Source organism: Atopobium minutum 10063974 (assembly GCF_000364325.1).
GTDB classification, from domain to species: domain Bacteria; phylum Actinomycetota; class Coriobacteriia; order Coriobacteriales; family Atopobiaceae; genus Atopobium; species Atopobium minutum.
Genome location: NZ_KB822533.1, coordinates 832,209 through 852,188 on the forward strand (window position 1 = coordinate 832,209; position 19,980 = coordinate 852,188).

Annotated in this window: 21 protein-coding genes; 18 read left to right on the forward strand and 3 right to left on the reverse strand. The window is 50.5% G+C overall.

Going from position 1 to position 19,980, the window contains the following annotated elements; genetic code table 11:
• Positions 1-6 precede the first annotated feature (6 nt).
• Positions 7-1,842: a glycerophosphodiester phosphodiesterase family protein gene (locus tag HMPREF1091_RS03850; protein ID WP_002563521.1), complete on the reverse strand. Its 1,836-nt coding sequence runs from the start codon at positions 1,840-1,842 to the stop codon at positions 7-9.
• Between the two features lie 123 nt (positions 1,843-1,965).
• Here HMPREF1091_RS03850 and priA point away from each other — a divergent pair, with 123 nt between their 5' ends.
• The 5 genes from priA (at position 1,966) to HMPREF1091_RS03875 (ending at position 8,513) form a co-directional block, all read left to right on the forward strand.
• A complete protein-coding gene (priA, locus tag HMPREF1091_RS03855) occupies positions 1,966-4,266 on the forward strand; it encodes a replication restart helicase PriA (protein ID WP_002563522.1) in 2,301 nt (766 codons plus the stop codon).
• 79 nt (positions 4,267-4,345) lie between these two features.
• The gene (def, locus tag HMPREF1091_RS03860) at positions 4,346-4,888 is read left to right on the forward strand and encodes a peptide deformylase (RefSeq protein WP_002563523.1); all 543 of its coding nucleotides are present in this window, start codon (positions 4,346-4,348) and stop codon (positions 4,886-4,888) included.
• Positions 4,889-4,895: 7 nt separating this feature from the next.
• Entirely contained in the window at positions 4,896-5,828 is a 933-nt protein-coding gene (fmt, locus tag HMPREF1091_RS03865; protein ID WP_002563524.1) for a methionyl-tRNA formyltransferase, read from the forward strand.
• On the forward strand, positions 5,813-7,411 hold the full coding sequence (locus HMPREF1091_RS03870) for an RsmB/NOP family class I SAM-dependent RNA methyltransferase (RefSeq protein WP_002563525.1): 1,599 nt from the start codon (positions 5,813-5,815) through the stop codon (positions 7,409-7,411). The genes fmt and HMPREF1091_RS03870 overlap by 16 nt, the downstream gene beginning before the upstream one ends.
• 67 nt (positions 7,412-7,478) lie before the next feature.
• The gene (locus HMPREF1091_RS03875) at positions 7,479-8,513 is read left to right on the forward strand and encodes a fructose-bisphosphatase class II family protein (protein ID WP_002563526.1); all 1,035 of its coding nucleotides are present in this window, start codon (positions 7,479-7,481) and stop codon (positions 8,511-8,513) included.
• Positions 8,514-8,590: 77 nt separating this feature from the next.
• Here the strand turns inward: HMPREF1091_RS03875 and HMPREF1091_RS03880 are convergent, their stop codons facing one another.
• A complete protein-coding gene (locus tag HMPREF1091_RS03880) occupies positions 8,591-8,797 on the reverse strand; it encodes an FmdB family zinc ribbon protein (protein ID WP_002563527.1) in 207 nt (68 codons plus the stop codon).
• Between the two features lie 140 nt (positions 8,798-8,937).
• Here HMPREF1091_RS03880 and HMPREF1091_RS03885 point away from each other — a divergent pair, with 140 nt between their 5' ends.
• Both HMPREF1091_RS03885 and HMPREF1091_RS08030 read left to right on the forward strand, forming a co-directional pair.
• Positions 8,938-9,615 carry an HAD family hydrolase gene (locus HMPREF1091_RS03885; protein ID WP_002563528.1) on the forward strand — a complete coding sequence of 226 codons (678 nt, stop codon included), beginning with the start codon at positions 8,938-8,940 and terminating at the stop codon, positions 9,613-9,615.
• 36 nt (positions 9,616-9,651) lie between these two features.
• Positions 9,652-10,329, forward strand: a complete 678-nt coding sequence (locus HMPREF1091_RS08030) for a thiamine diphosphokinase (protein ID WP_002563529.1) — start codon at positions 9,652-9,654, stop codon at positions 10,327-10,329.
• A 70-nt stretch (positions 10,330-10,399) separates the two neighbouring features.
• Here the strand turns inward: HMPREF1091_RS08030 and rpmB are convergent, their stop codons facing one another.
• Positions 10,400-10,588: a 50S ribosomal protein L28 gene (rpmB, locus tag HMPREF1091_RS03895; RefSeq protein ID WP_002563530.1), complete on the reverse strand. Its 189-nt coding sequence runs from the start codon at positions 10,586-10,588 to the stop codon at positions 10,400-10,402.
• Between the two features lie 258 nt (positions 10,589-10,846).
• Between rpmB and HMPREF1091_RS03900 the strand changes: the two genes are divergently transcribed.
• The 11 genes from HMPREF1091_RS03900 (at position 10,847) to rnc (ending at position 19,956) form a co-directional block, all read left to right on the forward strand.
• Positions 10,847-11,191 carry an Asp23/Gls24 family envelope stress response protein gene (locus HMPREF1091_RS03900; protein WP_002563531.1) on the forward strand — a complete coding sequence of 115 codons (345 nt, stop codon included), beginning with the start codon at positions 10,847-10,849 and terminating at the stop codon, positions 11,189-11,191.
• A gap of 45 nt (positions 11,192-11,236) precedes the next feature.
• Entirely contained in the window at positions 11,237-12,952 is a 1,716-nt protein-coding gene (locus tag HMPREF1091_RS03905; protein ID WP_002563532.1) for a DAK2 domain-containing protein, read from the forward strand.
• Between the two features lie 87 nt (positions 12,953-13,039).
• A complete protein-coding gene (recG, locus tag HMPREF1091_RS03910; protein WP_051058346.1) occupies positions 13,040-15,157 on the forward strand; it encodes an ATP-dependent DNA helicase RecG in 2,118 nt (705 codons plus the stop codon).
• Positions 15,154-15,738, forward strand: a complete 585-nt coding sequence (gene rsmD / locus HMPREF1091_RS03915) for a 16S rRNA (guanine(966)-N(2))-methyltransferase RsmD (protein WP_002563534.1) — start codon at positions 15,154-15,156, stop codon at positions 15,736-15,738. The genes recG and rsmD overlap by 4 nt, the downstream gene beginning before the upstream one ends.
• Positions 15,731-16,261, forward strand: coding sequence for a pantetheine-phosphate adenylyltransferase (gene coaD / locus HMPREF1091_RS03920; protein WP_002563535.1), 531 nt, complete (start codon positions 15,731-15,733; stop codon positions 16,259-16,261). Before rsmD ends, coaD begins: the two co-directional genes overlap by 8 nt.
• A gap of 210 nt (positions 16,262-16,471) precedes the next feature.
• Positions 16,472-16,969, forward strand: coding sequence for an ATP synthase subunit B family protein (locus HMPREF1091_RS03925; RefSeq protein WP_002563536.1), 498 nt, complete (start codon positions 16,472-16,474; stop codon positions 16,967-16,969).
• Positions 16,970-16,986: 17 nt separating this feature from the next.
• Positions 16,987-17,553, forward strand: coding sequence for a YceD family protein (locus HMPREF1091_RS03930; protein WP_002563537.1), 567 nt, complete (start codon positions 16,987-16,989; stop codon positions 17,551-17,553).
• Positions 17,554-17,685: 132 nt separating this feature from the next.
• Entirely contained in the window at positions 17,686-17,865 is a 180-nt protein-coding gene (gene rpmF, locus HMPREF1091_RS03935; protein WP_002563538.1) for a 50S ribosomal protein L32, read from the forward strand.
• Between the two features lie 77 nt (positions 17,866-17,942).
• The gene (gene plsX, locus HMPREF1091_RS03940; RefSeq protein ID WP_002563539.1) at positions 17,943-18,938 is read left to right on the forward strand and encodes a phosphate acyltransferase PlsX; all 996 of its coding nucleotides are present in this window, start codon (positions 17,943-17,945) and stop codon (positions 18,936-18,938) included.
• A gap of 65 nt (positions 18,939-19,003) precedes the next feature.
• Positions 19,004-19,240, forward strand: a complete 237-nt coding sequence (locus HMPREF1091_RS03945) for an acyl carrier protein (protein WP_002563540.1) — start codon at positions 19,004-19,006, stop codon at positions 19,238-19,240.
• Between the two features lie 2 nt (positions 19,241-19,242).
• Positions 19,243-19,956, forward strand: a complete 714-nt coding sequence (gene rnc, locus HMPREF1091_RS03950) for a ribonuclease III (protein WP_002563541.1) — start codon at positions 19,243-19,245, stop codon at positions 19,954-19,956.
• Positions 19,957-19,980 lie beyond the last annotated feature (24 nt).

Here is a 19,980-nt window from a genome sequence, read left to right on the forward strand (position 1 = left end):
ATTAAGCTACATTTCCATGAGGTAGTAGTACATATTGCTGAGGAGAGAGTCTACCGTTATCTCGATTGAATCAGTTGCTATAACGCTTTGAGCAGTAGGAACGTCATCGGTAATGATGTTATCTACACCATTTTCTAAGGCACGCTCCATATTAGCGGGCCTGTTAATAGTCCATGCCAAGACTCGTTTGCCATTATCGTGAGCATACTGTACAAAGCGCTGTGTGCAGCTGTTTTCTTCTACGGAGTAAATATCAGCTGCATTGAGCTCATTAATCTTGCCGTATACCAAGCTTATGATATAAGCGCGGGACATATCGGGGGCAACCTGTGCAATGTTTTTTACACAGTCATAGCTTTGTGAAGCAAGAATAACGTTGTTTGTCATGCCTGCATCGCGAATTTCCTGGGCAGCCTGTGCTTCAAGATTGGTGTAATGCTTATTGGGCTTAAGCTCAACATTAAGGCGCATATCATTAGCTTTTGCCCAAGCAAGCACTTGTTTAAGGGTGGGGTAGCGCTCACCCTTGTATTGTTTATTCAAAAGACCGCTGGCATCGAGCTTGGCAATCTCTGCGTACGTCAGCTCCCAGGCGTTTTTGTTAACACCAGAGATACGAATAAAGTTAGAGTCATGAGAGATAAACAGCACGCCATCCTTGCTTTGCTGAACATCGAGTTCTATCCAGTCTGCTCCCTGCAGTTTGGCACCACGAAAAGCGGCCATTGTGTTTTCTGGATACTGCTTGCTGGCACCACGGTGAGCAGTCACTTCAACGCGAGGAGCAGGTTCGCTCTCATCTAGGTCTTCGGTGCTAATGGAGTACTGTGAATATGACGCAGCACTTACGCACAACACCAGGTAACTCAGGGCAGTAATGCCAATAATCCAGCGATTGGTTGGAGAGGTTGGGCGCTTTATCCATTTGGGAGGTTCAGGATTGGGGATCTCTTCTCCCACTTCAGTCAGGCGATTCCAATAGCGCGTGCATACAATTGCATAACTGGTGGCTGAACCTAAAATAAAGGTCAAGAGCATGAGAGTAATTGCGGTACCAGCAACAATGCCCACTACAACCGACTTGATAAACACGCCTGCATTGCTTAAAAATGCCAGCACAGCAATCATGCTGGGAATGGCCACAATAACAATGAGTAAAACATCAAACAAAAGCTTGAGTCCTACAATGGAAACCAAGTCACCCCAAAAATGTTTTCTCGTCAAGTGAATTGAGTGCCTTGCAGACTTAACAAACGATTGGCCTTCCAATAAAAAGCTGGGGAAGGTGTAAATCAAGCGGATAAAACCGTAGCCCAAAGCCAAGGCAAGCAGTACATAGATAATGGTAAAGGTCTGATTTTCCAGAATGTAGTCCAGGATAAATTCTGGAATAGGAATCGAGTTAATGATGTTTGAGGTAATGCCTAAGTTGAGGAGCGGCACCAACAATAAGGCATACAAAGGCAAAAGGATGTTGCGCGGATAAAAGGTGCGTATGGATTGTTTAAGACCAAAGCTCAAGGCCTCGCGCATGGTGATGTTTTTATCTTCTCTCGATTGATCAAAGATGAGAAGAATGGCAGAGACATCAAAGATAGAAATGGCAGAGAGCACCAACAAGAGAAATAGGATTGCTACAACAACACCTGGATGTGCTAAAAATGCGGGCAGGCTTTCCAAGGTGATAAAGGAATAGCCATAAAAAGCCATCAGACGATCTAAAAAGAATTGAACAAGTGGTACCAACGCAAAAGTGGTTATCAGTCGCAAGAGCGCTTCAAAGCCAAGCAAGGTCCAAAAGTTACGCGCCAAAAGATGAAGCGTATAGCGAATAGTTTTCATATCTGCCTTCTCGTCAAAAATATAACGGGTATAGTGTAGCAGCACCACTCTGGATCTTTGCCAAATGGGATAACTATTACGAATTTGTAAGTAGAATAGAAGAGGCTGAGTAAGGAGGGAAACATGTATGCATCGGTAGTGTTGGACATCCCAACGCGTTCCTTGAGCACTGCATTTGATTACCGCATTCCTGCTCAGTTGGAGCCTTCGTGTACGGTGGGAACAACGGTGCTCGTGAGCTTTTCTCATCGAGCGGTAGTTGGATATGTCATTGCTGTGGTGGACCGAGCGCCTATAGGTGTTGCGGACAATAAAATCAAGCCTATAGAGCGCGTTCTTATGCCCGCTGCCTTTGATGAGAAGGCCGTGGAGCTTGCGTGGTGGATCTGTGAGCACTACGCAGCCCCGCTTTCTGATTGTCTGCGTTTATTTATTGCACCTGGTCAATCCATGCGCGTGCGCAGAAAAGATGCCTCAAGTCCGTGGGAATTGGTGTGTGAAGCCACGGGTGCGGTGGACGATAGGTGGATTGAGCTTGCACCTGCTGCTCAGGAATTTGTCCCTCGTAAAAATGCTGCCCGTCAGCGTGCGGTGTTAGCAGCGCTTACTTCAGGCTCAATGCGCATGTCCGAGCTTAATGCCACCATTGTGGGAGCAGCCAGTGCTGTGCGTGCGCTGGAGGCTAAGGATGTAGTGCATATATATACCAAGCGCCGGGTTCGTGGCTATGACAACACCACGCTCTCCAGTGCCCATGCTGCTCGGCCCAAGCAGCTTACTTGCGGCCAGCAAGAGGCGCTTGCGGCCATTGATGCTGCTTGTGAGGCGGGCAAGGGAGATGTAGTTTTGCTGGATGGCGTTACCGGTTCTGGCAAAACCGAGGTGTATCTTGCGGCAATTCAAAAGGTGCGCGAGCAGGGCAAGGGTGCTTTGGTGCTCGTGCCAGAGATTTCGCTTACTGCTCAGACGGTTGGTCGCTTTCGCTCTCGTTTTGGTTCAGATGTGGCAGTGTTGCACTCCCGTCTTTCTGCTGGTGAGCGCTACGATCAATGGGATATGGTGCGCCAAGGCCAGGCTCATGTGGTGGTGGGTGCACGCTCTGCCTTGTTTGCTCCCTTACACAATGTTGGTCTTATCGTGATTGATGAGGAGCACGAGAATTCCTATAAACAGGACTCAAGTCCACGCTATCATGCACGTGAAGTAGCGGCACAGTTAGCTCAGTTGCGTGGGGCTGCGCTGGTTTTGGGAAGCGCTACGCCGTCATTAGAAAGCCTTGCGCGCACACAGATGGGCAGCTATGCGGGTGCACAGTGGACCCGTGCTGTTATGAATGAGAGGCCGGGTAGCTCGGTGTTGCCGCGCGTGGAGATTGTGGATATGACGCAGCAATTCTCGCAAGGTAACCGCTCTATTTTCTCACAACCGCTGGTAGCAGCCTTGCATGATGTGGTTACTCGGGGCGAGAAGGCCGTACTGTTGCTTAATCGCCGCGGCTTTGCCAACTTTTTGATGTGCCGTGAATGTGGCTGTGTTCCTACGTGCCCGCACTGTTCAACTTCGCTTACCTATCATGAACGTACCCATGAGCTCATGTGCCATAGTTGTGGCAACAGCTGGCCCATCCGCGCATTTCCCGATCCCTCTACCAAATGTCCCAATTGTGGGAGTCGCTATTTGGCACAGTTTGGTGTGGGTACGCAGCGGGTAGAGGATGAGCTTGCCATGCTGTTAGGACCCGATGTAGACATTATTAGAATGGATGCGGATACCACTAAAGGCAAAGGCGCTCATCAGCAGCTGCTGGAACAGTTTGATGCAAGTTCCTGTGCGGTACTCATTGGTACGCAGATGATTGCAAAAGGTCTTGATTTTCCAGAGGTTACGCTCGTAGGTGTTATCAATGCGGATACCACGCTTAAGCTGCCAGATTTTCGTGCTGCAGAACGGAGCTATCATTTGCTGGAACAGGTAGCGGGGCGTGCAGGGCGTGGCACCAAGCAGGGTCGTGTGATTGTGCAAACCTACTGGGCCTTTCATCCAGCAATTCGGGCGGTGGCTTTGCATGACCGTACGGTGTTTTTAGAGCCTGAGCTTCTCGACCGCAAAGAGGCAGCCTATCCACCCTATACGCGCCTTTCCAATGTGGTGGTGTGGGGAAACCATGAACGGGACGTTAAGCAAACTGCAGCTGATTTTGCTGCGGTGCTGCGTGAGGAAGTAGAGGATTTGGATGGTTGGCATATTTTGGGACCAGCAGAATGTGTAAAAGCTAAGGTTAAAGACCGGTTTAGGTTCCACATTCTTGTAAAATCACCTCTTGATTCCCATCCTGGTTGTGTGTTGAGTACCTGCGCCGCACAGATAAAGCCAAAGTTGGGTATGAACATGGCATTGGACATTGATGCGTACGATTTGCTGTAAGGGCTGCCAGCAGCTGTTTATGGCTGTTTGCTAGCATGCTTATGTGTAAGGTCGTACGTGCAACACATAAGGAGATACTATGAGCGCCCTTGATGACATTGTTTTGTCACCAGATCCCCGTCTTAAACAGGAATGTGCTCCCATTGAGCACATAGATGACAACATCAAGAAGCTGGCTAAACGCATGTTGAGGGATATGTATGCGGCTGATGGCTGTGGCTTGGCTGCTCCGCAGGTTGGCGAGACCATCCAGATACTTGTGATTGATGTGGATTATGCAGAAGGGAAGAAAAATCCTTACGTTTTAATTAACCCAGAGATCATTACAGCAGATGGTGCTCCCAAAGTATACAACGAAGGCTGTTTAAGCTTTCCTGGTATTAGTGTGCCGGTAGAACGTCCTTCTCATGTGGTGGTTCATGCGCTTAATTTGGATGGCGAGCTTATGGAGTATGAGGCAGACGGCAATCTGCTGGCTGTCTGTTTGCAACATGAGATTGATCATTTGCATGGCATAACCATGGTGGATCACCTGTCTATTGCCCAGCGTGCGGCCGCTATGCGTGAATATGAGCAGGCCTTAGCCGCTGGTGCTCGTCCTGGTGATACAGAGATTGACTAGGAGTCTCATGCGCATTGTTTTTATGGGTACACCCGATTTTGCTGTTCCGTCGCTCGAGGCTGTTGCGGAGGCTTTTGAGGTCACCCTTGTGGTAACACGTCCGGATGCAGTGCGCAAGCGTGGGAAGAAGCTTGAGCCTTCTGCCATTAAAAAGCGTGCCGGTGAGCTTGGTTTGCCGGTATTGGAGACTGCTCGTATGACAGATGCTGCTTTGGATGCCATTCGAGCAGCTCGTCCGGAGATTATTGTGGTTGCTGCTTATGGTTGTATTTTGCCCGATGAGCTGCTGGCCATTCCCACCATAGATTGTGTTAATGTCCATGCGTCTTTGCTGCCTCGCTGGCGCGGTGCTGCCCCCATCCAGCGCGCCATTTTAGCAGGGGATAGTCGTGCCGGTGTGTCCATTATGCGTGTGGTACATGAGTTGGATGCTGGTGCGTACTGTGCTCAGGCAGATCTAGAAATAGGCAACAGCAATACCGCGGAGCTTACGCAGCGGCTTGCTTCTTTGGGTGCTCAAACACTGGTAGAAGCACTCCCAACTCTTGCAGAGAGAAGTGCTGTGTGGCATGAGCAAGATGAGTCCCAAGTTAGCTATGCCCATAAGCTTACAAAGACCGAGATGTTTTTGTCGCCTCAGGTTTCTGCTGCACACAATGCCTTGCTGGTACAGGCTTCTTCCGATGCCGCTCCCGCCCGTGTAGCTCTTGCCGATAAAAGCGTGCGTGTGTTACAGGCTCGTGTTGTTTCTGAGGCTCAAGCAGATACGCTTGCTGTTGCTCCTGGAGAGCTTGTGGCGGCACAGAAAAAGGTATATGCAGGCTGCGCTGAGGGTGTGCTTGAACTTATCGCCATTCGCCCTGATGGCAAGCGTGATATGGCTGCTTGGGCATGGTTTGCAGGTTTGCGCGGTGAGGGACATACGTGGGCAAAGCTATAAAGCAACGTGCTGGTCATCCATCTGCTGGTCATGCAACCCAAGCGCGTACTGTTGCCCTTGGTATTGTGGGAGAAGTGCGTCGTCGTGCGGGATATGCGCGTGATATAGTGCGCTTGTCTCCAGAACTTCGTGCTATGGACGCGCGCGATGCTGGTTTTGTTCAACGCCTCGTTTTGGGTGTTACGCTTTCTTGGGGCCTGTTAGATGAGTTTATAAACAGTCACGCTACTAAGCCTGCCAAAATCCAACCACAGGTGCGCGATGCACTGCGTATAGCAGCCTATGAGCTGTGCTATTTACAAACTCCTGCCAATGCCGCGGTTAATCAAGGTGTGGAGTTGGTGCGCAGCGTGGTTCCTCGTGCTGCTGGTATGGCCAATGCGGTGTTGCGTCGCATTGCAGAACAAGATGCACCACGGGTGGCTGCTGCGCTCAGAGCGGTGAATAGTGCTTTGTTGCAGTTGGCTCCAGCACAGGTAGCCTCAGTGCAGTCGGCTCCACCACAGGTAGCCTCACTGCAGCCGGCTTCGCTGCAGACAATTCCAACAATTGAAGAGCTCTCACTGGTGATGGCTGCACCCAGCTGGCTTGTGCAACAGCTGGTAGATTCTCTCGGTTTGCAGAACGCCTGCGAGATGGCTTTGTGTGCTCATGAGCCAGCGCCGCTGTGGCTGTCTGCCAATGTGGGTAAGCATAGCCCTCAAGAAGCACGTACATTGCTCAATAAGGAGCATATCAAGGTAGAAGATGCATCCCTTCCGGATGTATGGCAGCTGTGTAATGCTGCTGCTCTTACCTCATCTCAGTTGGTAAAACAAACGGATGTTGTGGTGAGCGATCTTGCTGCACGCATGATTTGTTACGCTGCCTCTCCAAAGCCTAGTTCTCGCATTTTAGAAATTGGTCAGGGCAGAGCTACCAAGTCTCTTTTGCTCCAAGCACTTGCTTACCAAGCAGGTGGCCCTGCACAGCTGGTTGGTGTGGATAGCTCTTCTTTTAAGACCAACATTGCAAATCGTCGTTTGCAACAAGGATGGGCTGGCTTTTGTCAGTCTGTTTGCTATGACGGCTGTGCCTTGGGTGTCCATACACACAAAGATGACCTGTTCGCTCCAAGTCAAACCCTGCCCGAGCCGCTGCGTCATGCGTTTGATGTAGTATTTGTAGACGCTCCCTGCTCAGGCACGGGTACTATGCGTCGTCATCCAGAACGTGCTTGGACGCTTACGCCAGAAGCAGTACAGCCCAATAATGCACAGTCCATTGTGGCTCTTCAACTGAACATGCTTATCTCTGCTGCAAGCCGTGTGCAAAAGGACGGTACTCTCATATATTCCACCTGTTCTGTACTCAAGCAAGAAAATGAAGCAGTGGTTCATGCTTTTTTGCAAACAGAAATTGGCCAGCATTTTGAGTTGGTTTCACCCTTGGATGCCCCTGCTGTTCGTGCTCTTAAAGAGCAGTATAGGCAGGCGTACGAGTTGTTTGCAAATTGTGTAACAGATGAGGATATGTTCCGCTCACACCCAAAAATGGGGTCGTTTGACGGTCATTTTTGCGCGCGTTTTGTGAGACGAGCCTAACACTTGCACAAGTTCGTTACGCTGCATGCATGGTAAATCCTGCACAACAAGCGTGAGGAGTGTGGCCGTGCGTCAGAGTTTAATTTCTAATTTTCAGCGTGTGTGTGAGGCAACAGCTATCGAAGCCTCCAAGTGGGCGGGGCGTGCAGATAAAATTGCGGCCAATGCCGCTGCCATGAAGGCGGTGCGCCACGGCTTAGGTGCTATGAGCATGTCGGGTCATGTGGTTATTGGTCAGCGTGTGCTTACCGATACACCGCTTGAGCAAAACGATACGGACAACAAACAAAAGCATGATGGTCTGTTGGTGGCAGGGGAGACCCTTGGCCGTGGTGGCGATTCTTTGGATATTGTCGTCGATCCCATTGAGGGCACTAATCTGGTTGCCAACAATCAGCGCAATGCGATTTCTGCCATAGTTTTTGCGCCTCGTGCAACCTTACTCAATGCTCCGGTTAAGCGCATGGCAAAAATTGCCTGTGGTCCTGCGGTTCACCCCGAGGCGGTGGGCATCGATAAAACCCCCGAAGAAAATATTGCGGCGGTAGCTCGTTCATTGCATAAGCCTGTCCATGATGTCATGGTATGTATTCTCGATCGTCCCCGTCACAAAGAGCTTATCGAACGGGTTCGTGCAACGGGTGCACGGGTTAAATTGGTCTATGACGGTGACGTGCAGGCCGCACTTGCAACAGCTATTCCCAACACGGGCGCAGACCTCATGTTGGGAGAGGGTGGCGGACCAGAAGGTGTTTTGGCTTGCGCTGGTCTTAAGGCTTTAGGCGGCTTTTTCCAGGCGCGTTTTCACTTTACAGAAGAGGGAGAACGCGAGGCAGTGGCAGCTGCCTGTGACTTTGATACCGATCAAGCTATTACCATGGATGAAATGGTGCGTACCAACGATATCCATTTTGTTGCGACGGGTATTACGGATGGCAGTATGTTGGCTGGTGTTAAGCACAATCCTGACGGCTCAATCCAGACCCATTCCATTGTGGTGAGTTCTATAGACAATACCACGTCATATACAACCCGTCTGTATCGTGATGGCTCATTTGGCTCATCCATTTCCGAACCGGGCCTGCATGACTCTATTTTCTAATGCAAGGAAATGCAAGGATAGCTTCTCGTGCACAGTCTCGTGCACAGATAAGGGTAACAATAGTGCGAGGGCGTGGCTTATTTCTTGCCGGATAGGCTACTGCCCTTGCTGCGCTGATCGGTATTGTAAAAACCCGTGCCTTCAAACTTAATACCGCTTGCCGCAAAGACTTTCTCGGCCGTATGACCACAACGAGGGCAGGCTATTTCTGGTCGTTCCGACATGGGATGCTCAACCTCAAATGTGTTGCCGCAGGATGGGCAATGATAGTCATACCGAGCCATACAAAAAGCCTCCGAAATTATGCAAAGATACTACTGCGTTGGTTACTGTACCCTAAGTGTGGGCTAAAACCTCTCGACATTGTACGCAAAAAGGCTTTACCATGAACCCTGCACGCATTTTATTTGATGGAGGAACTTGTATGGCAATAAGCGGCGCAATCTTTGACTGTGACGGCACGCTGGTTGATTCTATGTATATGTGGTGGGACGCCTTTCCCCGCCTGCTTGCCAGCCATGGCTTTGCTATGACGCCTCAGATCGAGAAAATCTTGCATGAGTGTGAGGCGGTCAGCTTGGATGAAGAGATCCATACGCTGCGCAACGCTCTTGCTATTCCCGCTTCTGCCGAGCAGCTAGCACAAGAATTATCCCAGAATATTAGCAATGCGTATGCCTCAGAGATCAAAGCATGGCCTGCCGTTAAGCCGTTCTTGGATCAGCTCAAAGACGCAGGTATCCCCATGATCATTTGTACTTCTACCGGAGCCAAAGAAGTTGGTCTGTGCATGGATCATCTTGGTTTGTCCAAGTTTTTTGTAGATATTGTCAGCGCGGAAGAAAACAATTTCACCAAAACTGAGCCAGATATCTATTACTATGCGCTAAAAAAGCTTGGTACCACTAAAGAGACAACCTGGGTATTTGAGGATGCTCCGTTTGGCCTTACTACCTCTGAGCGTGCAGGATTTCCTAATGTGTGCGTCTTTAATGCGCACGATAAGCGCGATGAGGACTTTTTGCGTCTTCATGCTACGTTGTTTACGCACATATATGAGGATATTTCCCTTGCGGATTTGCAGTCGTACCCCACCAAGTAAACCTCGCGATAAAAACTTTGAGATAAGAAGTCTACAATGCAGCAGACCACACATACCGTTTTATTGATAGCTGGTTCTCCAGAACCCAGTTCTGCGGATCTTATACGCAAGCTTTCCCAGGATGCTCAGTGCATCATTGCCGTAGATCGTGGTGCCAATGCGCTCATACGCGCTGGTGTAGTACCAGATTTATTTGTAGGGGATGCGGACACCATTTCTGCTGAGGCGCGTGCGTGGATAGAGGACAAGCGGGTTCCCGCAAAGCTTTTCTCGCCAGAAAAAGATTACACAGACCTCGACCTGGCCTGTAAAGCTGCTGCTGCGTACGGGCAGGACAATCATGTGCGCGTGCAGTTGGTGGTGAGCTGTGCCACCGGCGGCAAGCCAGACCATGCGCTGTGCGTATACGGCGTCATGGCACACTATGCCCAGCTTTGCCCCACGCTGGTAGAGGATGATTTTATCTGCAAGGTGCTCTCTGATACAGGGACTGCGTCATGGACGCTTACAGAAGATGCGGTAGGTAAGAACTTCTCGGCAGTAGCGCTTACTCCTCATACGGTGCTGAGCGAGAAGGGCTTTGCTTGGGAAGTGGAGCAGTTGGAGCTTCCCGTGTTGCTCGATAGGGGAATCTCTAATCGCGTACAAACAGCGGATGCCTGCATTAGCTGTGCACAGGGCGTCGTAGCTGCCTTCTTGCACACAAAGCCATAGGGTAAACAAAAAGCCTCCCGAAGGAGGCCTGTAAATACAAAGTACACGCACCTAGACGGTGCGCTTACAGTTATGAACGAGCAACTTTGCCAGACTTGAGGCAGGTGGTGCAGACGTTCATCTTTTGACGGTGACCATCAACAACAACGTTAACGGACTGAATGTTTGGCTTAAATTTACGATTGACGGTGCGGTGGGAGTGGCTAATAGAGCGACCAGCAACAGCGTGCTTACCGCAGACTTCACATACCTTCGACATGGTTACTACCTCCGTTGGAGTGCACGCGCAGGTGCACGCAATGACACAAAGCTGGATTATATTAGCACAGCAGCAGCGTTTTGCAAAAAGAAAAACCCTGATGATGTGTTGGTTTCGTAGTGGTGCGCCCAAAGTATTGGTAACAGCGTGGTGAGGCTTTGTCATTTTGTGAGTAAAATCCTTGGTGGTCTATACTTAATGAGGTTAAAGCGGGAAAATATTTCAACGCATTCGGCGTTTTTATCGAGAGGAGAGGGCATGGCAGATTCCGTACCCGGTACCTTGAGGGTCTCTAATGATTGCATTGCGGATTTAGCAGGGTATGCAGCACTTGAAGCATATGGCATCGTGGGCATGGCCTTTATCGACGCAAATGAGGGCGTAGCGCGCTTGCTTCCTAACAGTCGTTTGCGCAAGGGAATTGACGTAGATCTCAAAGATGGTCAGCTGGCAATTGATATGCACGTCATCGTAGAAGAGGGCGTAAACATGTCTACCGTGTCTGCCAATCTTAAGGATAACGTGGCATTTCTTATCAAGAGAATTGCCGAGATTGATTCCGTACTTGTCACTGTCCACATCGAGGGTATGCGTACTCACTAGTACAGCCCCAGCGTCAGACCGTTTATAGAACCGAGGATCTAACCCATGATTTCTTCCGTCGTCAGGAAATGCTTTCCTGTTGCTGCACAAGTAGTCGCCGCCAAGGCTGAGGACATTAACAAACTCAACGTGTTCCCTGTACCAGATGGGGACACCGGTACCAACATGTCTCTTACGTTGGGAACGGTTGTGAATGAGCTCAATGCGCTTGATACAGATGCTTCTATGGATGCTATTGCAAAGGCCATCACTCATGGTTCCTTGATGGGCGCCCGCGGCAATTCTGGTGTTATCACCTCCCAAATTTTGCGCGGTGTTGCAGAGGGTCTGGTAGAGGCTGACGAGAATAACCTCAGCTCTGCAGATATTGCTCACGCCTTCCAACGTAGTCAAAAGGTTGCCTTTCAGGCGGTTCGCAAGCCGGTAGAGGGCACCATTCTTACCGTTTTGCGTGACATAACCACCAAGGCATCAGAGTGCGCTGCTGCCAAACTATCCGTAGAAGATACGCTTAACAGCCTGGTGGTAGAAGCCTATGAATCCGTGGCACGTACACCAGATTTGCTTCCCGTGCTTAAAGAGAACGGCGTGGTAGACTCAGGTGCTTTTGGCTTTGCAACCTTTTTAGAAGCCTTTGTTAACTGCGCGTTGGGCAATAACACCACCTTAGAGTTCTCTCCCACGCTTGCAAGCCCGTCAGAGGCCGAGGCTCAAGCTAAGGCGCAGGTAAGCGCACAGGTTGCTATTGAGCTTAATGATGACTGGGAGGGTTCGGAGTTTCGTTATTGCAACGAGTTCTTGTTCCAGGCAAATGATGAGACGTTTGATGAAGCTGCGGCACTCAAGTTTTTGTCTACCATGGGCGACTGCGAGCTTTTGGTAGGCGATAACCCCACGTATAAGGTGCACGTTCATTCCAATACTCCAGACCAGGTCTTGAAGTACATGCTCCAATATGGCCAGGTATTTAACGTATTTATCCACAACATGGATCTTGAGGCCCAGGAGCGCACAGAAAAAATTGCCTCCGACCAGCAAGCATCTCATATGCAGCAAACACAAGAGGTGTTGCAGGAGGACCAGCCTCTTCCTCATAAGGAGCTTGGTTTTGTGGCGGTAGCTGCTGGTGCCGGAGAAGCAGATATTCTCAAGTCCTTGGGTGTAGACGTGGTGGTATCTGGTGGCCAGACCATGAATCCCAGCACTGCAGATATTATTGCTGCTGTGAATAAGGTCAATGCCGATACGGTCATTGTGCTTCCCAACAACTCTAATATTCGCATGACCGCAGAGGCTGCTTGTGGTGCTTTTGATGAGGGCTGTGTTGGCGTCGTTCCCACCAAGACCGTTCCTCAAGCTTTTGCAGCACTCTTTGCCGTCGATTTTGATGCCTCGCTGGATGACAATATTGCAGCCATGACCGAGGCAGCGGCAGCGGTTCGTGATGGCGAGGTCACCACGGCGGTTCGTGATTCCGCAGCAGCAGATGGTACCCCCATTCACAACGGTGATGTAATTGGCATTGTTCAAGGAGTTATCGAGGCTGTTGGCAGCAGTGTGCATGACGTTACTTTGGATATTATCAATCGCATGCAGCAGCAGGAAGAAGGCGACACGCTTACCATTCTTGCAGGTTCTGACCTTTCCGATGAGGACTTTGAGGCGTTGTGCGCTGCTATCGAGCAGGTTCAGCCGGACCTGGAGATTGATTCCCAGCGTGGTGAACAGCCCCTGTACCCTGTTATTTTCTCGATTGAATAAGCAAAACTTAGAGTAGTTTGAACGCTCTTGTCGTCAGTAGATACTTCACATAAGGGTGTGCCTGCGGTAGCCGATGTTTCTGACCGCATGGGGTGCACCCTTGCTTTGTCTGACAGCGTTTCGCGCTTGCGCTATGTATCTGAGGCGCGTGATGAGGCACTGGCGCGTCTCAACATCGTGCAGCTGCGCGATCTTTTTTTGGCAGTGCCTCATCGCTATCTTGATTTTTCCCACAAGGTAGACATTGCCCGCGCTGACGTTGGTGCTACGGTGACGGTGGTGGGCGTGGTCGATAAGGTCGTGGCTAAACGTCCTCGTCCACGTATGAGCGTGGTTGAGCTGTCCGTCGTAGATGACACGGGCGTCATTATGGCCACGTTTTTTAAGCAGCCCTGGGTAGCAGAACAGGTTCATGAGGGCGATATGCTGGCGCTTTCTGGCAAAATCACCTTTGCCTATGGATTCAAGCAGATAAAAAGTCCGTTTTATGAGGTGTTGGCATCCGCTGGCGAGCAGAGCGACTACTCTCGCATTCTACCCGTCCACCATGTAAGTGAAGGCTTAAGCGTTGCCTGGATGCGCCGCATTGTCTCCGCTGCTTTGGCGGATCGCGGTAATGTGTATGACTATCTTCCTGCCCAGCTGGTGTCTGCACGGGGACTTATGAGCTTTGCTCGTGCCGTGCGAGAAATTCATTTTCCTTCCAGCATGGTCAGTGCTGCTGCGGCACGAACGCGCTTTGCCTATGACGAGCTGTTCTGTTTACAGCTTGCCCTTCAAACGCGTAAGCGCCTCGCTCTACAGGATGTGACCGCTTGCACACATCGTGTGAACGGGTCCCATGTACAGGCACTTGTGGCTGCGCTGCCTTTCTCGCTGAGCTCTGAGCAGCAAAAAGCGGTAGAAGAAATCTTTGCCGATATGGCCTCATCCCAGGTTATGAACCGCTTGTTGTTGGGCGATGTGGGTACGGGTAAGACGGCTGTTGCTGCTATGGCCTTGGCTGCTGTGGCAGACTCCCACACCCAAGCTGCGATGATGGCACCTACGTCTGTGTTGGCACGTCAATATGCCGAGAAGCTCGGTCCGCTGTTGGATGCTGCCGGTATTGGTTGGGCGCTCATTGTGAGCTCCACTCCTCAAGAGCAGCGCAGTCAAGCAACGCAAGCGCTTGCAGCGGGGGATATCTCTGTGGTCTTTGGTACGACGGCTTTGTTGTCAGAAGATGTTGTCTTTTCTCGGCTTTCTTTGGTTGTGATAGATGAGCAGCATCGTTTTGGTGTTGACCAACGCAGCGCCTTGCGCAAAAAGGGAAGGGGCGCAGATTTACTTGCCATGACCGCAACGCCCATCCCGCGCACCTTGGCGCTGTCTTTGTATGGGGATATGGAGATCAGTCGTATTGCACATCGTCCCGTTTTGGGTGCAGGGGTGAGCACACAGGTATTGGCTCAAGAAAACCTTGATCTTGCCTATGGATGCATCCGAGAAGCTCATGAGGCTGGCCATCAGGCTTATGTGGTTTGCCCGCTGATTGATGAGGCAGATTACGGTACAGATATGGCAGATGATGCCCCCCAAACCGATACCTTGCCGCCTCGACTCCATTCTGCTCACGCGGTGTATAAGGAGCTTGCGCGCTCCGTGTTTTGCACTATGAGGGTTGGTCTGCTCACTGGTCGTATGTCTGCGCAGGAAAAAGATCAGGTTATGAGCGATTTTAGAGCAGGAAAGATTGATGTGCTGGTAAGTACTACCGTCATTGAGGTTGGGGTAGATGTACCTAATGCAACCGTATTATTGGTGCATGACTCCGAGCGTTTTGGCTTGGCAACGCTGCATCAATTGCGTGGTCGTGTAGGACGAGGAAAGCATGCGGGTTCGGTGTTTTTCTCGACCAGTGCCAAGAAAGGATCGCCTGCGCGTAGGCGTCTTGCAGCGCTAGAAGCCACAGATGATGGCTTTGAGTTGTCCCAGATGGATTTGCGCTTGCGTCATGAGGGAGAAGTGCTGGGCTTTAGACAAAGCGGTGGTGTAACGTTGCGCTATGTGGATTTAGCTCAGGATGAGCAGCTGGCAGCACAAGCGCGTAAGGACACGCAGGACATACTGGCTCACGACGCGGACCTGAGTGCTCACCCGAGCTTAGCACTTGAGGTACGAGATAGATTTGGTGCTTACTTTGAGGAGGTAGAAGGCTCGTGAGAGTAGTTGGGGGTAGATGGCGCGGCAAGCCATTAGCGGCTCCTGAGGGGCGTGAGGTAACGCGTCCAACCACCGATCGTGTGCGTGAGTCTATGGCATCCATGGTGCTTTCTGCCTGTGGTTTGGATATGAGCGGTCTGTATGTTCTGGACGGATTTGCGGGATCGGGTGCATTGGGCATAGAGATGTTGTCCCGCGGGGCTGCACATGCCACCTTTGTTGACCTGAGCCATAAGAATGTACAGATTATAAAAAATAATTTGTCTGGAGTGGGAGCTGGCCCAAACAGCTTTGCTGTACTCAGAGCCGATAGCTTTGCCTTGGCTCACATGCAGGCTTTTTCTGCCCATCCCTTTGGTCTTGTGTTGTTGGATCCACCATATGCAATAAGCTGTGAGCAGGTTGCAGATATGGTGAGGACACTGTATGCATCTGCGGCTTTGACGCCTGATGCCTTGATTTTGTATGAACACGCTGTCAAAACACCAGGGCTGAGCTTGGATTTTGCTCACAGTCTTAAGCAAAAGCGCTATGGTACTACCCAGGTTGACTTACTACGAGTGGAGTGCACAGATGAATAAGCCTCAGGCAGAACAGGACGTTATTTCACATCTGGTCGTGCCGGGTACCTTTGATCCTGTGACCTATGGGCATTTGGATGTTATTAGGCGTGCACGAAGAATTTGTCCGCGCGTAACCGTTGCTGTGGCAGCATCGGTGAGCAAAAACGGGAGCGGTCCGGTCTTTACGCTAGAAGAGCGCGTGCAGATGGTACGCGATGCCCTACAAGAAGCATGGATTGAAGAAGGGGTGGATGTAGCACCCCTCAAAGGACTTCTCGTTGATTTTTGTCGTGATGTTGATGCGAGCGGCGTGGTAAAGGGTTTGCGCGCTACAACGGATTTTGAGTATGAGCTTCAACAGGCAGATCTTAATGCACGCTTGGCACCTGGCATCGAAAGCATTTTTGTGATGTCAAGCCCTGAGCTGGGTTGCGTGTCTTCTTCTGTGGTACGTGAGCTGACGAGTTTTGGCTCAGATGTGCACCTGCTTGTTCCGCCAAGCGTAGAGAAAAAATTGGATGAGCGCTTTAGGCAGATATAACTATCTTTAAGCATTTGGATTACGTTACGTTTGGATTATGGTATTCATGTACGTATGAGTAAGCTTGCCGTTAAGCTTGTGTATAACACATGGTAGTTGGCGTGTATTACCAAAAACCTGTATACTTTGCTCATTAAGAATGCAAATTTGTGGCCTGGGCGCCTCTTTGGGGTACCAGAACAGCTTGTCCTCACGAAAGGAGACCCTTATATGCAGCCAGGTGAGGAAATCGAAAGCTTGGTAGACGAGCTTGAAGGAATTGTGGCAGATGCACGCGCCCCCTTTGGTGGCGGTGGCCAGAAGAAGATCATTGATTCTGGTGACGTGTTTGAGATTTTGGATGAGATTCGTGGACGTTTCCCCGAAGAGTTCCAGAATGCTCGCCGCATCCTCAAGGAAGAAGACGAGATTTTGTCTCGCGCTCAGCAGCAGGCCGATTCCATTATTGCAGATGCTCAGCAGCAGGCAATGATCCTTGCTGGGGACCAGGAGATTGTGCGCTTGGCTCAGCAACAAGCTGATGATATCCGTGATCAGGCTCAGCAGTACGAGCGTGATACCCGCTACAATGCAGAAGAGTATGCAGAGTCTGTTCTTGCTCACCTTGAGGATAATCTCAAGTCACTTACCAGTACTGTTTCTCGTGTTCGCCAGACCTTGGATGAGAATTCAGGGGCACGCAATACATCCAATAACGTACCTTGGTAGTTAGTGTGAGTCATACCGTGAGCCAACTAGAAGCACTTGTCGTTAAGGTAGATGATCGCCTTGCCAATCTAGGCGATACACTTTCCTTAGACGGTCACATAGATCAAGAGAGCTTTTCTCTGGGTGATCATACCTTTATGTTGCCAGAAGGCATTAGCTACAATCTGGTGCTTACCAATGCCGGTGAAGGTATTTTAGTCACCGGTATTGTTAAAGCGCAGGCAGAAGGTGTATGTGATAGGTGTTTGGATCCTGCCCATCTTGATCTATCTGCAGAGGTAGATGAGTATTTTTTGTTTGAGGAGCCTCAAGCAATCTCTGAAGAGCAGTCAGATGAAGAAGAGGGCGTGGACTTTTCCTTGGTTTCGGATGAGGATACCATTGATGTGTCAGAGGCGCTCTTGTCGGCACTTTTGATGGAAACCCCTTATATTGTGTTGTGTCGTGAGGATTGTAAGGGGCTTTGTCCTAACTGCGGTGCCAATCTTAATGAGCAGGATTGTGGTTGTGTCGCCAAAAAGGAAGAACAGGCAGCTTTGGAAGGTCCGTTTGCTGCTCTTGGCAAGCTGGATCTGAATGACTAAAATTGTTAAATTGTGATAAAACGACAGAGACAGCACAAAACACAGGTTTTGTAGCTATGATGTGGTACTATCTGCATTTGTGATTTGATACGGGCGGTGGCTCGATATCGTAAGGACGTAAGAGAGGCAACCATGGCAGTACCTAAACAGAAAAAGGGCCGCGGCGCTACGCACACTCGCCGTTCCGCCAACAGCAAGCTCGCCGCACCAGCACGCTCCGTGTGCCCACAGTGCGGTGCCGTTAAGCTTCCGCATCATGTGTGCCCTAATTGTGGCTACTACAAAGATCGTGAAGTTATTGTAACCGAGTAGCACCTGTTCTTTGATCGGCCTGGGAGGCTGGCTCTATTTGGGGCCGGCCTCCTTTTCATAGCTCAGAATGGACAAGCATGATTACAGTTTGCGTTGATGCAATGGGTGGGGATGAGAAACCCGAGGTAGTACTGGAAGGTATTGCGGCTGCTTTGAGCTGTGACAAAGACCTGAGTGTACTCGTGGCTGGTAATGAAGAGTACGTTCGTGACTTTTGTGCATCTCACGAGCGCGCCCGTGCGCTCATAACCACCCAAGAAATTGGTATGGATGAACATCCTGCAGAAGCCGTGCGCAGCAAGAAGGATTCCAGCATTGTGCGCGCCTGTGCTGCTGTAAAAGCTGGGGAGGCGGATGGATTCTTTTCCGCCGGTTCTACCGGTGCTATTTTGACCGCTGCAACTCTGGGCATTGGTCGCATTCGCGGTATTAAGCGCCCGGCAATTAGCGCAATTTTTCCTGGTCGTAATGGTCACCAGACCGTGTTTTTGGATATGGGAGCCAATGCAGACCTGCGCCCCGAGATGATCGTGCAGTTTGCACGCATGGGAGCAGCTTATGCACACGTTGCTTTGGGGACTACTCAGGCGCGTGTGGGTCTTTTATCCAACGGGGAAGAGGACACCAAGGGTTCTGAGGTTGTTTTGGCCTACCATGCAGCTCTGCGTGAGGGTTTACAACAGGATAGTGCTTGTACTTTTATGGGTAATTGCGAGGGCACCGACATCCTTAATGGCAGTTTAGACGTTATTGTGTGTGACGGATTTACCGGCAACGTTGCTCTTAAATCCTTGGAGGGCACCGCGGGCTATCTCATGCATGCCATCAAGCAAGCCGCTCAGCAATCACTGCTAGCCAAGCTTGGCGCAGCACTTCTCATCCCAGCACTACGTGGTGTGGCAGGTGCTTTGTCTGGAGACGAGAACGGCGGTGCTATGCTGTTAGGCCTTAAGGCTCCGGTGCTTATCGGCCATGGTGCTACGAGCGTACAAGCTGTTAAGAACGGTACGCTGGCTACTGCACGCTGCATTCGAGCAGATTTATGCAACAAGATTGCTCAAGATGTTGCCTAGCCTTTAGACCCTAGGTAGTATTAGCTATGGCGTGTGTAAGTATGCAACTATGAAGGAGGACTGTCATGGATCGTGCAGCCATTCTTGAGAGGGTTATTGCTCTTGTGTGTGAGACGCTGGAGGCCGATGAGGCAGACGTAGATGAGACCACTACCTTTGATGACCTTAATGCAGATTCGTTTGACAAGCTTGAGCTGGTAACAGCATTTGAGGATGAATTTGACCTTACCCTTGATGACGAGGTTATGGCAAGCATTAACAGCATTGGCGATGCGGTTGATGCTATCGAGAATGCGCAGTAGTTGTGGCTGGAGCAACTAAGCAACAAATAGAGGCTGCCGAGAAAATCACCGGGCACGTATTTACCAACAAACAGCTGGTACGTAGTGCCCTTACCCATCCTTCTGCAACAGAAAACAAGCCCATTTCCGAAAGCTATGAGCGCCTCGAGTTTTTGGGTGACTCTATCTTGGGTGGGATGGTTGCAGCAGATTTGTTTTCTCGCTTTCCTGACATGGACGAGGGTGGTCTTTCTCAGATGAAGATTGCTCTCGTTTCTGGCGCAACGCTTTCTCGTGTGGCAGACGAGCTGGGGCTTTCTGACTGTATCTTTTTTGGTGAGTCCGAGCGTGGTACGGGTGCCCGTGGTATGCACTCTGCATTGGAAAATGTCTACGAGGCCCTGGTGGCTGCTTTGTACTTGGATGCTGGTTTTGATGCTGCGCACAGCTTTGTGGTGCGTACGTTATCCCCCCATATGTCGCGTGATCTATCCGTGGTTCCGGTGAGTTCTAAATCTCGACTGCAGGCAGTTATTCAAAGCGATGCCCACCTGCAGCCGGAGTATAAGATTATCTCGCAAGAAGGTCCTGCTCATCAGCCTACCTTTGTAGCTGTGGTTATGGTTGATGGCAAACACATTGGGCGCGGTTCGGGTCCGTCAAAAAAGTCCGCCCAAACCGCTGCTGCACATGATGCGCTCCAGCGTATGGGTATAGCCGATACCGATGCTTTGTAACAGACATGCCTTAGGAAAGGGTGC

Coding starts and splice junctions, on each gene's coding strand:
- HMPREF1091_RS03850 (WP_002563521.1), bottom strand. CDS start 1,842: ATGAAAACTATTCGCTATACGCTTCATCTTTTGGCGCGTAACTTTTGG.
- priA (WP_002563522.1), top strand. CDS start 1,966: ATGTATGCATCGGTAGTGTTGGACATCCCAACGCGTTCCTTGAGCACT.
- def (WP_002563523.1), top strand. CDS start 4,346: ATGAGCGCCCTTGATGACATTGTTTTGTCACCAGATCCCCGTCTTAAA.
- fmt (WP_002563524.1), top strand. CDS start 4,896: ATGCGCATTGTTTTTATGGGTACACCCGATTTTGCTGTTCCGTCGCTC.
- HMPREF1091_RS03880 (WP_002563527.1), bottom strand. CDS start 8,797: ATGGCTCGGTATGACTATCATTGCCCATCCTGCGGCAACACATTTGAG.
- HMPREF1091_RS03885 (WP_002563528.1), top strand. CDS start 8,938: ATGGCAATAAGCGGCGCAATCTTTGACTGTGACGGCACGCTGGTTGAT.
- HMPREF1091_RS08030 (WP_002563529.1), top strand. CDS start 9,652: ATGCAGCAGACCACACATACCGTTTTATTGATAGCTGGTTCTCCAGAA.
- rpmB (WP_002563530.1), bottom strand. CDS start 10,588: ATGTCGAAGGTATGTGAAGTCTGCGGTAAGCACGCTGTTGCTGGTCGC.
- HMPREF1091_RS03900 (WP_002563531.1), top strand. CDS start 10,847: ATGGCAGATTCCGTACCCGGTACCTTGAGGGTCTCTAATGATTGCATT.
- HMPREF1091_RS03905 (WP_002563532.1), top strand. CDS start 11,237: ATGATTTCTTCCGTCGTCAGGAAATGCTTTCCTGTTGCTGCACAAGTA.
- recG (WP_051058346.1), top strand. CDS start 13,040: ATGGGGTGCACCCTTGCTTTGTCTGACAGCGTTTCGCGCTTGCGCTAT.
- coaD (WP_002563535.1), top strand. CDS start 15,731: ATGAATAAGCCTCAGGCAGAACAGGACGTTATTTCACATCTGGTCGTG.
- HMPREF1091_RS03925 (WP_002563536.1), top strand. CDS start 16,472: ATGCAGCCAGGTGAGGAAATCGAAAGCTTGGTAGACGAGCTTGAAGGA.
- rpmF (WP_002563538.1), top strand. CDS start 17,686: ATGGCAGTACCTAAACAGAAAAAGGGCCGCGGCGCTACGCACACTCGC.
- plsX (WP_002563539.1), top strand. CDS start 17,943: ATGATTACAGTTTGCGTTGATGCAATGGGTGGGGATGAGAAACCCGAG.
- HMPREF1091_RS03945 (WP_002563540.1), top strand. CDS start 19,004: ATGGATCGTGCAGCCATTCTTGAGAGGGTTATTGCTCTTGTGTGTGAG.